The organism is Pseudomonas sp. S49 (assembly GCF_009866785.1).
GTDB lineage: Bacteria > Pseudomonadota > Gammaproteobacteria > Pseudomonadales > Pseudomonadaceae > Aquipseudomonas.
In genome coordinates this window covers 5787068-5799754 of the sequence record NZ_CP019432.1, presented here as the reverse complement: position 1 = coordinate 5799754, position 12687 = coordinate 5787068, and the positions used below count along the sequence as shown (strand labels likewise).

The window sequence follows — 12687 nt, the reverse complement described above, 5'->3', positions numbered from 1 at the left end:
GAGCAAGAGATCGCAGTCTTCGGCAGCTCCCACAGGTTTTGCGTAGGACCTGCCGAAGGCAGCGATCATTTATGATTAAAAGTGAGTCTTCGCGGTCAGTTGTTCGCGGCAATAATCGGCGAACAACCGCGCCGGTTTGGTCAACTGCCCGCGTTTGAGCCACGCCGCCACCAAACCTGAACCGGTGACGTCCTCGACGATGTCCACGCACACGACTTTCTTGCCGTCGTAGGTGCATTCCGAATGGGGTTTGGTCACCAGAATCGAAAAGCCGAAACCCTGGCCGACCATCCCGCGCACCATTTCAATCGACGGTGAGCTGAACTCGATGCGTGGGGTCAGCCCGAGCTCTTCAAACAGGCTGACGAAGTAGGTCCGGCTCGGCTGCACATCGAGCAGGATCATCGGATCCAGACACAAGTCGCGCAGTGACACTTGCTTGTACTGGGCAAAACGATGATCCGCCGGCAACAGCGCGTAGGGCCGTTGAGCCGGCATCAACGGTTCGGTCTGGATGGTCGCGTCGAGTTCATGTTCATAAAGAATCACCAGGTCGAACGCGCCTGACGTCAGGCCTTGCACCAGCTCTTGCTGCTCGCCATCGCGGATGCGGATTTTCACCCCCGGATACAGCGCCGAGAACCCGGCAATCAGCTGCGGCAGGTACAACGGCGCAACCGTTTCGAAACAACCGATATCGATCTGCCCCGCGACCACATCATTGTCGGCGAGGGCGTTCTGCTCGAACTCCTTGGCCATGCGCAACAGTTCCTGCGCCTTGCGCAAAAAACGCGCACCGCTTGGCGTAAGGGAAACCCCTTGCGCGTGATGACGGATCAGCAGTTGCACGGCGAAGCTGTCTTCCAGCGCCTTGATCGCGGTGGAGATCGCCGGTTGCGCGATGTACAGCTTGCGCGAAGCCTCGGCAACGCTGCCGCATTCGACGGTGGTGATGAAGTATTTCAGCTGACGCAAATTGTAGGCGGCCACGGCAAACCTCTGGACGAGCGGACTCGACTTCCAAGCAATTTGTGCGCCGCCACGTCCGTTGCGCGACGATGTTGTTATCCCTCAACCATAGCCACCTGCGCAGCGTTTGGGGGAAGTCATTGCCCAGTGTTTTTATTGCCTGCGAAGACATTTTTACTGTTTTTAGCCCGTGCGGGCCTGAGCGACCATCGAGGCACAATAACGTCTCAGGAGCATCCGTCGTGTTCGAGCTTGCAGAGTGGCAGCGCCGCGCCGTTGCATTGAAGTTTCCCGATCAGGCCGTGATCGACGGCAAGCATTGCGCCGCGATATCGGGGCAGACTTTTGCCGCGATCAATCCGGCGACCGGGCAGTGTCTGGCGAATGTCGCTGCGTGTGGCGAAGAGGATGTGGACGCGGCGGTGCGCAATGCGCGTCAGGTGTTCGAAGCTGGCATCTGGTCGCAGCGCTCGCCAGCCGAGCGCAAGCAAGTGCTGCTGCGTCTGGCTGATTTGCTGATGAGCCATCGTGAAGAGCTGGCGCTGCTCGACTCGCTGAACATGGGCAAACCGGTGATGGATGCCTACAACATCGACGTGCCCGGCGCTGCTGGCGTATTCCGTTGGTACGCAGAAGCCATCGACAAACTTTACGATCAGGTCGCACCCAGTGCGCCGAATGTGTTGGCGACGATTACCCGTGAAGCTCTGGGTGTGGTGGCCGCTGTGGTGCCGTGGAATTTCCCGTTGGACATGGCCGCGTGGAAACTCGCGCCGGCGTTGGCGGCGGGTAATTCGGTGATCCTCAAACCGGCCGAGCAGTCACCGTTTTCGGCATTGCGTCTGGCCGATCTGGCGCTGGAAGCAGGGCTGCCGGCGGGAGTGCTGAACGTGTTGCCGGGGCTTGGCGAACAGGCTGGCAAGGCGTTGGGTTTGCACGCGGATGTCGATTGTCTGGTGTTCACTGGCTCGACCCAAGTCGGCAAATATTTCATGCAGTATTCCGCGCAATCGAACCTCAAACAGGTCTGGCTGGAGTGCGGCGGCAAGAGTGCCAATCTGGTGTTCGCCGATTGTCAGGATCTCGATCTGGCAGCGGAAAAAGCCGCGTTCGGGATCTTCTTCAATCAGGGCGAAGTCTGCTCGGCCAATTCGCGGTTGCTGGTGGAGCGTTCGATTCACGATGAGTTTGTCGAGCGCTTGAAAGCGCAGGCTGAGCGTTGGTTGCCGGGGGATCCGCTGGATCCGCAAAGCAGTGCTGGCGCCATTGTTGATCACAAGCAGACGGCGGGCATCATGCGTTTTATTCGCAGTGCCGAGCAGTCCGGTGCGACGCGGGTTTGTGGCGGGCAGCAGCGGAGGTTTAACGGGTCGGACAATTTTATTGAGCCGACGATTTTTACCGGTGTAACCGCCGACATGCCGCTGTTTCGCGAAGAGGTATTCGGACCGGTGCTGGCGGTGATGCCGTTCGATAATGAAGCCGAGGCTATACGGCTGGCCAACGACAGTGCGTATGGACTGGCGGCGTCGTTGTGGACCGATGACCTCAACCGCGCACACCGCGTGGCGCGGCAGCTGCGCGCGGGTACGGTGTCGGTCAACACGGTGGATGCGCTGGATGTGACGGTGCCTTTTGGCGGTGGTAAACAGTCAGGGTTTGGACGCGATCTGTCGTTGCACTCGTTCGACAAATACACCCAACTGAAAACCACCTGGTTCCAGTTGCGCTGAGACCGAGTCGCCCCCTTCGCGAGCAGGCTCGCTCCCACACTGGATCTATGTCACACCGAAGATCCCCTGTAGGAGTGAGCCTGCTCGCGATAGCTGTCTGTCAGTTAATACATCTGTGTCTGACACACCGCCATCGCGAGCAGGCTCACTCCTACAGGTTTCAGCGGTGTTCACAAAATCCGGGGTTCGCTCGAGATCCCTGTGGGAGCGGGCTTGCCAGCGATGACATTCTCCCATTCGCCGAAAATCCCCGATCTGCACCCACCTCGCGCACCCCCGCAATCCCCGCCCTTTAGCAGTGCGCACTACCCAGTTTTTTCATCATTTGCAGCCAACAATTTCCTGATTTTCCTCACCGCGCACATGGGCCACCATCGATCTTGCCCGCCAGCCGAATGTTGTCCGCCCAAGCGTCCGCGAGAGTCCAACGGCAGCAACTGCACAACGGCCGGCGACCGTACTGCCCATGACAAAACTAAATCAACAGCGTCGGGAGTGCTCCATGATCAAGTCCTTGTGTATTCGCCTCACTCATCCTCTGGTAACCACCGCTCTGGCCGCCACGGTTGCGACCAGCGCCCAGGCCGGCACCCTGTCTATCGGCCACACCACGTGGGTCGGCTACGGCACGCTCTATCTGGCTCAGGATCTGGGCTACTTCAAGGAAAACGGTTTGACCGTCGAACTGCCAGTGGTCGAAGAGGCGTCGATGTACATGGCCGCGCAGGCCTCCGGGCAATTGTCCGGCTCGGCGTCGACCATCGATGAAGTGCTCAAGTATCGCCCGCAGTTCTGCTTCAAAGCGGTCGCGGCGCTGGATGACAGCCATGGCGGCGACGGCGTGCTGGTCGGCAAGGATGTGAAGAGCCTGCAGGAACTCAAGGGCAAATCCGTGGCAGTCAACGAAGGCTCCACGTCGCAGTTCTGGCTTTCCTACCTGCTGAAAAAGAACGGCATGAAGATGAGCGACATCACCGTGCAGAACATGACCGCTGATGACGCCGCCACCGCGTTCATCGCCGGTCGCGTACCCGCCGCCGTGACTTGGGAGCCGCACTTGTCGATGGTTCGCGACAAGCAGCAGGGCAAAGTATTGATCGACAGCAGCAGCACCCCCGGGGTGATCGTCGATGTGGTCGCGCTCAATTGCACGGTTATCGAAAAACAGCCGGAAGACGTCAAGGCGTTGGTCGCCGGCTTGTACAAAGCCGTGCAGTACACCAAGGATCACCCGGAAGACGCGTACAAAATCATGGCCAAAGGCGTCGGCGGCTACCTGTCCGATCCGAAGGAACTGGCCGCCGCCGCACAAGGCGTGCGTTTCTACGATCAAGCGATGAGCGAGAAACTTCTCGGCTCGCCGGGCAAGCCGGGTGACAGCGCAGCGCTGATCAAACTGGCCAACGAAACCGCCAGCGAGTTGCAGGGCAAACCCTACAACGTCAGCAACGACGAACTGGTCGACAACCGTTTCGTCAGCCCGCTCTAGGAGGTTTGCCATGTTCAAGCGCAATTCGTGGCTGAGCCGCAGCCTTACGCCAAAAACCGCTTTGCCGGTGCAAGTGGTGTGGAGCGCCAGCGCTCTGGCCTGGGTGTTGTTGGTCGGTCTGTGGGCCGGATTGTCTTACGGCGGCGTCGTGCCGGGGATGTTTTTGCCGACGCCGGGCGCGGTGGTTGAAGCCGCCGTGCGCCTGGGCCGCGACGGCACGCTCGGCACACATGTGTGGGCGAGTGTCGAAGTGGTGATGGTCGGCTTCATTGTGTCGTCGCTGGTGGCGGTGCCGTTGGGGTTGCTGATGGGCAGTTTCCGCATCGTCCAGGCATTCCTTGAGCCGCTGGTGAATTTCATTCGCTATCTGCCGGTGACCTCATTCGTGCCGCTGTTCATCCTGTGGATCGGCATCGGTCTGGAGCAGCGGGTTTCGGTGATTATCTTCGGCGTGTTCTTTCAGCAACTGGTGATGATCGCCGATGTATCCAAAGGCATTTCCAAGGACTTGATCAACGCCTCCTACACCTTGGGTTCCAGTCGCCGCGATGCGGTGTTGCATGTGATCGCGCCGGCCTCGGTACCGGGCGTGCTCGATACCCTAAGGGTAACGATGGGCTGGGCCTGGACGTATCTGGTGGTGGCTGAACTGGTCGCCGCTTCCAGCGGTTTGGGTTACCTGAGCCTGAAGGCCATGCGCGGTTTTCAGGTGGATGTGATTTTTCTCGCCATCGCGATCATCGGCCTGCTCGGTCTGGTCACCGATCAACTGTTCCGTTTTCTTCGTTTGAGGGTTGCCGCATGGGCTCAGTGACTGCTGCCAATCATCGTTTCATCGAACCTGTCGCGACCCCGGCGCAAGCGGCGTCACGCTTGCAGGTCGACAAGGTCAGCCTGCGTTACAAGAAGCCTGACGGCGGGACGTTTACTGCGCTGGAAGAGGTCTCGTTCGAGGTGCCGGATCAGCAATTCGCCGTGCTGGTCGGGCCATCGGGTTGCGGCAAGTCGAGTCTGTTGTATCTGACCGCCGGACTGGCTGAGCCGACCTCCGGTGATATCTACGTCGGCGGCCAGCAAGTACAGGGCCCCGGCGCGGATCGCGGCATGGTCTTTCAGAGCTACACGCTGTTCCCGTGGCTGACGGTGCGCCAGAACGTCGAGTTCGGTCTCAAGCGTCGTGGCATGCCGGCGGCGCGGCGCAAGGAGATCGTCGATTATTACGTCAACGAAGTCGGCCTCGCCGGGTTCGCCAACAACTACGCCAAGCAGTTGTCGGGCGGGATGATGCAGCGTGTGGCGATCGCCCGGGCGCTGGCCAATGACCCGCAGATTCTGCTGATGGACGAACCGTTCGGCGCCCTCGACAGCCAGACACGTTTGCAGATGCAGCAGTTGTTGCTGCGCGTCTGGGGCAACAGCAAGAAAACCGTGTTGTTCGTCACCCATGACATCGACGAAGCCATTCTGCTCGGCGACCGGGTCTATGTGATGGGCGCCAAACCGGGGCGGATCAAACAGATTCTCGACGTACCGATCGAACGTCCACGCTCACTGGACATGGTCATGGACCGCTCGTTCATCGACATGAAACGACAGATCTTCGGGCTGCTGCATGACGACCTGGAAGAGGTGCATTGATCCAACGGTCATATCAGCTGACCATTGTGGGAGCGAGCCTGCTCGCGCTGGCGTAGTGTCAGTCGATAAATAGGGTGCCTGACACACCGCTTTCGCGAGCAGGCTCGCTCCCACAGGGTTGCGTGGTGGGGCAGCCGGCGATGTGATTTCACTGCTGGGCAAACACGGTTTTGACCCACCCCTGCAGGGTGTACTTCTGATAGATGTGCTCAGGCACATCGACATACGGATCCGTAATGAACCGTTCCGGAATCACCGGATTGGCCTCATCGATCACCAGAATGTTCGCCGGGTTGTAAAAGTCATAATCGACCACCCTCTGGTTGGTGGTGATGACTTTTTTCCGTGAGGCCATGGCTTCGAAGAAACGGAAGCTCAACCCGGCCTGACCGGGCTTGGCTATATCGAGAATGATCCGCGAGCGCTTGACCAGCTCGCCGACGGATTGCAGTGACATTCTCTGCTCGAAGAAGGTGATACCCGGATGCGCCCCCGGAACCGGTTTGGACTGAACCAGAAACTTGTAATCGGTCACCCCGAGGCGATCGAATTCCTCTGCCAGACCGGCAAGTGCCGGCACCCGATCCTTGCCCGCCATCACCACAAACGCCGAGTACTCACCGGGCTCTCCGTCCGCGATGTAGTCGTCGTAAATGAAGTTGTAGAGTTTTTTCAGCCCGTAGCTTTCGGCATTTTCCGGGTCGAAGGAAAACACCTCGTCATAACCGGCAAGCGCTTCGCGGGTCATCGGCCAGCGACTGAAGCTGTCGTAGAGGTAGGCGATCTTGTGGTCGGAGACCTTGAGTCCGGCGGCCAACTGGTTTGCATCGATCTGGGCCGGGTTGATGATGAGTGCGACGTCGAAACGTCCATGCGCAGCGATAGCTTTGTTGAACTGGCGTAACTGCGCCCAGCGTTTCAGCGGGCGGCGCAGGATCTTCGGCGCCCGCTCAAAACTGTTCTGCATCGATGACGTATCGATAAAACACACGTCGTTGTCGATCATCAGATAGTCCGCCAGTTTGCGCGCGTAACCACCAATGTCCTTGCACACCAATAAGATTTTCATGGGATTCCATATCGTCAATTCGGGCAACGGGTCGATATTCCTTGGCCCTGCCTAGAGCGCCGCCGGCAGCAGGAAGCGCGCAATCACCGGCAAGTGATCGGAGATGCGCAAGGTATCGTCCTGGCGCACCATCGCTTCCACCCGCTTGATCTTCGGGCTGTAAAACAGATAGTCGACCGTGCGATCCGGGCCGTTCAGGCCAGGATCGTTGGGGTAGTGGGTCAGCCATTGCGCCCGGTCGATGCCGCTGGCTTCGTTGTTGGTCGGGATCATCGGGTATTTGTCCCACAGCAGATGCAGCTCGCTGTCGGCGGAGTAGGGCGTGCGTTGTTCGGCAGGCAGGCGGCGGTACTGGCCGAGCGGCAACAGATTGAAATCACCACCGATCAACCACGGCAGGCCCTGGCTTTCGTACTTGTCGAGCACTTTGGCCACGGCACTCACTTGTGCCAGCGCGGTGTCATTTGCTTGGCTGGAGCGTTCCAGATGCGTATTGAACACAGTCAGTTGCCCGCCATCGCTCAGTGGCAGTTTGGTCGCGAGCATGGCGTCTTTCGGCTGGAACTGGCGGCTGATGAAGTTGGCGGCAGCCACTGGCAATTGCAGGCGCTCGGCGTGCTCGATGCGATAGCGGCTCAACGTCGCCAGTTGCCGGCCGACGCTGCCAAAGATGTGTCGATCAGGGACGAATTCGGCTTTCCAGTCAAACGCACTGGCGTTGCATGGGTACAGGTCGGCGACCCGTTCCTGCAAGAGCTTGAGCTGGTCCTGATAATCGCTGGCCTTGGCGCCGTCATCGAGCTCCTGCAGCAGCACCACATCGGGCTGCTCATCGCGGATCACTCGCGCCACTTCGTCGAGGCTGAAGGCCATGTCTTCCGGTGTCGGCGCTTCATCGTTGCCCTGGGCCAGATCATTCCAGAACACGTAACGCTTGCCGGCCAGGTACTGCACGTTCCAGGTCATGACTTTCAGCGCCTGGCCCGGCACCAGTGTCGGTGGCGTCCCCGTGCAACTGACCGGCAGGGTTTCGCGAGTGTCGGGGCGCCAGGTCAGGCTGAACAGCAGCCCACCGATCAGGGCGATGGCAAGCACAACAAGCAACAGGGTGTAGCGCAGTAGACGGGTCATGGCTCGGCTTATAGCGTTACAGAAAGTGGTCCCGAGCATACCTGACGGCCGTCTCGAAGCCCAAGCGCAGTGCTGTCAGACCGCTCTGTCACGTTTGTCAGGCAATTCGCTGATCAGCATGAACAGGCGGAACAACACCACACTGGTGAACAGTTGCAGGAAGCTGTGAGCGCTGTCGATCAGTATGGCGATCACAGGATTCTGCGGCTCGGGGTACACCGCCAGTGTCGCGCCTTTGAGCAACCACAGCGGCGTCATCACACAGAGAATGCACAGCAGGATTCGCCAGAAGTGCCCACGGGTCAGGCGCAGGCTTTCTTTCATTGCCTGCAAGGGGCCCATGCCGCGCAGCACCAGCAGGTATTCGCCGAACGCGAGCATGACCATCAACATCAGGCCCGGCAGGAAATACAGCGACAGGCCCAAAAGAATCAACAAAGTGTTCAGCGCCGTGAGTAATGCGAAGCGTGGCCACAGAGTGGCGGCCATCGCCAGCAGATCACGATTGCGCGGTGCCTCGCCACGGCTGCGCGCATCAAGGAACAGGATCAGCGCTGCGGTGTACAGCGGATACACCAGCAGACCGACGACGATGCTAATTGCCGAGATGTTTTCCGGCCCGCTGGCGTGATCGACCACTTGTTGCAAGAACGCTTCGAAAATCACCAGCGGCAGGCACAACCGCACGATGCTGCCCAAATGGCGTTTGAAAAAATACAGAGAGTCGCGCAGTACTTCGAGGGCATTCATCAGTCGGTATCGCAGGTGGAAAACAGTGGCTCACTTTAACCGATGATCGCCGGCGCGACACAAACGTAAACATTCGGTAAAGGTCATTGAAACGTTTTGTCACCGTCTCCATTACAGGAGAGCACCTCGGCCAACGTGGACGAGGGCAATGTTATCCCCGGCAATCTACGAGGTCGCCATGAACAGCGAAGAGCAAACCCTGATCGATGGACTGTTTTCCCGGCTGCAGCAGGCCGAAACGGAGGCAGCCCCGCGCGACGCCCAGGCCGAGACGCGGATCAAGGAACACCTGACCCGCCAGCCGGCGGCAGGTTATTTCATGACCCAGGCGATTCTGGTGCAAGAGGCCGCGCTCAAAAGCCTCGACGAGCAGAACAAACAACTGACTCAGCAAGTCCAGCGTTTGCAGGCTGAGTTGCAGTCGGCGAAGGCCCAGAGTGCCGCACCGGCGCCGAGCGGCGGCGGTGGTTTCCTGTCGAGCATTTTTGGTGGCAGCCCGCGTCCGGCGCCAACCCAGAGTGCCCCAGCCTCGACTGGCGGCTGGCGCGAACCGGCACCGCAGCAGAATTATGCGGCCCCGGCGCCACAACAGAACTTCGGCGCAGCGCCGCCTGGTTATGCGCAACAAGCCGTTCCGGCGGCCGGCAGCAGCTTCCTCGGCGGCGCCTTGAAAACTGCGGCCGGTGTAGCTGGTGGCGTGATGCTGGCGCAGGGCATCAGCAGCCTGTTCCATCACAATCAGCAGCCGGAAGAAATCGTTGAAGTGATCAAGGAAGAGCCGGCGCAGGTCGCTGACCAGAGCAGCAATGGCTGGGGCGAAGATCAGCGTGTGGCCGATAACGGCTTCTCTGGCAACGACCAGGGCGGATTCACCGACACGGACTACGGTAACGACAATTCTTCCTTCTTTGATGACGACGATTCCTTCGTCTGATTCACCATTCGTCCGGAGCCCCTGAGGGCTCCGGGCCGATTATTCGCGGAACCTTCCTTCGGGCTGGCATACTGAGCGCCTTTTTCGGGCCTGGCGCCTGATCCCGCTTCGAGCGCTTGCGCGCCCACAGGAACTCCGGTGAAAAAAATCGCAGTGTTCGCCGACGTGCAGAACCTCTACTACACCGTGCGTCAGGCCTATGGTTGTCACTTCAACTACGCCGCGCTGTGGGCAGACATCAGCAAGGACGGGCAGATCGTCGAGGCCTACGCCTACGCGATCGACCGTGGCGACAGCAAGCAGCAGCAGTTCCAGCAGATCCTGCGCAATCTGGGCTTCACCGTGAAGCTCAAACCCTACATCCAGCGCAGCGACGGCTCGGCCAAGGGCGACTGGGACGTGGGCATCACCCTCGACATCATGGACGCCGCCGACCACGTCGACGAAATTGTCCTCGCCTCCGGTGACGGCGATTTCGACATGCTGCTCGAACGCATCATCAGCAAACACGGCGTGCAAGCGGTCGCCTATGGCGTGCCCGGCCTGACGGCCAACTCGCTGATCCGCGCCGCCAGCCGTTACGTGCCGATCGAAGGCGCGTTGTTACTCAAGAATTGAACGGAGTTGAACCCGGTTTGGAACGCATTGCAGTCATCGACTTTGAAACCACCGGCCTGTCGCCGAACAGCAGCTGCCGCGCCACGGAAATCGCCGTGGTCATGCTGGAAAACGGCCGCATCGTCGAGCGTTACCAGAGCCTGATGAACGCCGGCGTACGCGTCCCCGCGTTCATCGAACAACTGACCGGCATCAGCAACGCCATGCTGCGCACCGCGCCGCCGGCCGAGCAGGTGATGAACGAGGTCAACGAGTTCGTCGGCTGCACGCCGCTGGTAGCGCATAACGCATCGTTCGACCAGAAGTTCTGGGACTTTGAACTGGGTCGGATCAAGCGCACGCGGTTGCAGAACTTTGCCTGTTCGTTGCTGCTGGCGCGGAGGCTGATGCCGGCGGCGCCGAATCACAAGCTCGGTACGCTGACCACGTTTGCGCGTTTGCCGCACACGGGGCAGGCTCACCGGGCCATGGCCGATGCCGAGATGGCGGCCAATCTGATGGCGCATCTGGCGGATGAGTTGCGGCACAAGCACGGCGTCAGCGAGCTATCGCACGACCTGCTGTGCAAACTGCAAAAAGTCCCGGCCGCGAAAGTCACCGAACACCTCCAACGCTATCGCTGATCCCACAGACCGATCGTTCCCACGCTCTGCGTGGGAATGCCTCAACGGACGCTCCGCGTTCGGCTTTGAACGGGACGCGGAGCGTCCCGGGCTGCATTACCACGCAGAGCGTGGGAACGATCATTCGGGGGGAGCCGAACTATTTGCCGTTGCCTTCGATCTGGCCGAGCGGCACGCGCTTTTCGATGGCGCTCGACAGCACGATGGATGTCTTGCTGAAGCCAAACTTCGCCACGCGATTGATCAACTCCTCCAGCTCCGTCATTGATCCCACTGCGGCTTTCATCATCACGCACGGATCGCCCGTGACCCGAAAGCATTCGGTCAGCTGCGGGATTTTTACCAGTTCGTCGTAGACCTTCTGACTGCCGTTCTGGTGCAGGCGCAATTCGATCATGCACTGGATCGGCAGGCCGATTTTCGACAGGTCGATTTTTGCCTCATATCCGGTGATTACCCCGGAGACTTCAAGCTTGGCCACGCGCTCGGCGACGGCGGGGGCGGAGAGGTTCACTTTGCGCGCGAGGTCGGCGTAGGACGCTCGACCGTTTTCCAGCAGGGCGCTGAGCAGCATGCGGTCGTATTTGTCCAAGGGAAATCTCCTGAAAATGCCAGACTTTCGAAATCTCGGTTTATCCCGTCGATCTCCGTGATTTCAAAAGTGTACTGCCCTGATAAACAGGTTTTGTAACTTATTTTTGCTCTCTGGCCTTTCTAGAATAAGCAGTCCCCGAATCTGACTGTCGAGCTGCCCATGTCTGCCGTGCGCCGTTTTTCCTTGCCGCTGATCGCCGCGTTTTTTGCGCTGTATGTGATTTGGGGGTCGACCTATCTGGTGATCCGCATCGGCGTCGAGTACTGGCCGCCGCTGATGCTCGGCGGTGTGCGGTTCGTGATTGCCGGTACGTTGATGTACGCCTTTCTGCGCTGGCGCGGGGCTCCGGCGCCGACCTGGGCGCAGTGGAAAGCGGCGGGGATCATCGGGATTTTGCTGCTCAGTTTCGGTAACGGCGCGGTGAGTGTGGCCGAGCATACTGGCGTGGCTTCGGGGGTGGCGGCATTGGCGGTGGCGACGGTGCCGCTGTTTACTTTGCTCTGTGGTTATTTCTGGGGGGCGCGTAACACCCGCCTGGAATGGGCCGGGGTGGCGTTGGGGATTATCGGCATTGCCATGCTCAACATGGGTTCCAACCTGCAATCGAGTCCGATGGGCGCGGCGCTGCTGATTTTCGCGGCGGCGACCTGGGCGTTCGGTTCGGTATGGAGCAGACATCTGCCGTTGCCGCAGGGCGCGATGGCCAGCGCGGTGGAAATGCTGGTTGGCGGCGTGGTGCTGCTGATCGGCAGCGCTGTCAGTGGCGAGCATCTGCAAGCGATGCCTCCGGTTGAAGGTTGGCTGGCGCTGGCGTACCTGATCTTCTTCGGCTCGATCATCGCCTTCAACTCTTATATGTACCTGCTCAAGCACGTACGCCCGGCGGCGGCGACCAGTTATGCCTACGTCAACCCGGCGGTGGCGGTGTTGCTGGGGATTGTGTTTGTCGGCGAGACCATCGGGATCGAAGAAGCGCTGGCGATGCTGGTGATCATCAGCGCCGTGGTGTTGATTGGTTTGCCGCAGTGGCGCCGCCCGGTACAGCCGTCAGTCGCAGCGCCGACAGCCGTTCCCGCGGAACAGCGTACGAATTAGGGTAAACTGCGCGGCATTGCATGCCCGCGTCATTTTTTCCTAC

Annotated in this window: 13 protein-coding genes; 8 read left to right on the top strand and 5 right to left on the bottom strand. The window is 59.8% G+C overall.

What is annotated here, in order from left to right:
- Positions 1-75: 75 nt before the first annotated feature.
- Positions 76-990, bottom strand: a complete 915-nt coding sequence (locus PspS49_RS25620; RefSeq protein ID WP_160041932.1) for a LysR substrate-binding domain-containing protein — start codon at positions 988-990, stop codon at positions 76-78.
- 221 nt (positions 991-1211) lie between these two features.
- Here PspS49_RS25620 and PspS49_RS25615 point away from each other — a divergent pair, with 221 nt between their 5' ends.
- From PspS49_RS25615 to PspS49_RS25600, 4 genes are all read left to right on the top strand, one after another.
- A complete protein-coding gene (locus tag PspS49_RS25615; RefSeq protein ID WP_160041930.1) occupies positions 1212-2702 on the top strand; it encodes an aldehyde dehydrogenase in 1491 nt (496 codons plus the stop codon).
- Positions 2703-3204: 502 nt separating this feature from the next.
- Complete coding sequence (locus tag PspS49_RS25610; RefSeq protein WP_160041928.1) at positions 3205-4191, top strand: ABC transporter substrate-binding protein; 987 nt, start codon at positions 3205-3207, stop codon at positions 4189-4191.
- A 10-nt stretch (positions 4192-4201) separates the two neighbouring features.
- A complete protein-coding gene (locus PspS49_RS25605) occupies positions 4202-5005 on the top strand; it encodes an ABC transporter permease (protein WP_127929884.1) in 804 nt (267 codons plus the stop codon).
- Positions 4993-5829: an ABC transporter ATP-binding protein gene (locus PspS49_RS25600; protein WP_160041926.1), complete on the top strand. Its 837-nt coding sequence runs from the start codon at positions 4993-4995 to the stop codon at positions 5827-5829. The genes PspS49_RS25605 and PspS49_RS25600 overlap by 13 nt, the downstream gene beginning before the upstream one ends.
- A gap of 148 nt (positions 5830-5977) precedes the next feature.
- Here PspS49_RS25600 and PspS49_RS25595 read toward each other — a convergent pair whose 3' ends face one another.
- The 3 genes from PspS49_RS25595 to PspS49_RS25585 form a co-directional block, all read right to left on the bottom strand.
- On the bottom strand, positions 5978-6898 hold the full coding sequence (locus PspS49_RS25595) for a hypothetical protein (protein WP_160041924.1): 921 nt from the start codon (positions 6896-6898) through the stop codon (positions 5978-5980).
- 51 nt (positions 6899-6949) lie between these two features.
- Positions 6950-8029, bottom strand: a complete 1080-nt coding sequence (locus PspS49_RS25590; RefSeq protein WP_127929881.1) for an endonuclease/exonuclease/phosphatase family protein — start codon at positions 8027-8029, stop codon at positions 6950-6952.
- 75 nt (positions 8030-8104) lie between these two features.
- A complete protein-coding gene (locus PspS49_RS25585; protein WP_127929880.1) occupies positions 8105-8779 on the bottom strand; it encodes a YciC family protein in 675 nt (224 codons plus the stop codon).
- A gap of 178 nt (positions 8780-8957) precedes the next feature.
- On the opposite strand from PspS49_RS25585, the gene PspS49_RS25580 reads away from it, so the two are divergent.
- The 3 genes from PspS49_RS25580 (at position 8958) to PspS49_RS25570 (ending at position 10954) form a co-directional block, all read left to right on the top strand.
- Positions 8958-9713, top strand: a complete 756-nt coding sequence (locus PspS49_RS25580) for a DUF2076 domain-containing protein (RefSeq protein WP_150751791.1) — start codon at positions 8958-8960, stop codon at positions 9711-9713.
- A 138-nt stretch (positions 9714-9851) separates the two neighbouring features.
- Positions 9852-10331 carry an NYN domain-containing protein gene (locus PspS49_RS25575; protein WP_007949802.1) on the top strand — a complete coding sequence of 160 codons (480 nt, stop codon included), beginning with the start codon at positions 9852-9854 and terminating at the stop codon, positions 10329-10331.
- Positions 10332-10348: 17 nt separating this feature from the next.
- Positions 10349-10954 carry a 3'-5' exonuclease gene (locus tag PspS49_RS25570; protein ID WP_150776461.1) on the top strand — a complete coding sequence of 202 codons (606 nt, stop codon included), beginning with the start codon at positions 10349-10351 and terminating at the stop codon, positions 10952-10954.
- 139 nt (positions 10955-11093) lie between these two features.
- On the opposite strand, the gene PspS49_RS25565 is transcribed toward PspS49_RS25570, so the two are convergent.
- Entirely contained in the window at positions 11094-11546 is a 453-nt protein-coding gene (locus PspS49_RS25565) for an Lrp/AsnC family transcriptional regulator (protein ID WP_127929878.1), read from the bottom strand.
- A 162-nt stretch (positions 11547-11708) separates the two neighbouring features.
- Here PspS49_RS25565 and yedA point away from each other — a divergent pair, with 162 nt between their 5' ends.
- A complete protein-coding gene (gene yedA / locus PspS49_RS25560; protein WP_160041922.1) occupies positions 11709-12644 on the top strand; it encodes a drug/metabolite exporter YedA in 936 nt (311 codons plus the stop codon).
- The last annotated feature ends 43 nt before the right edge of the window (positions 12645-12687 follow it).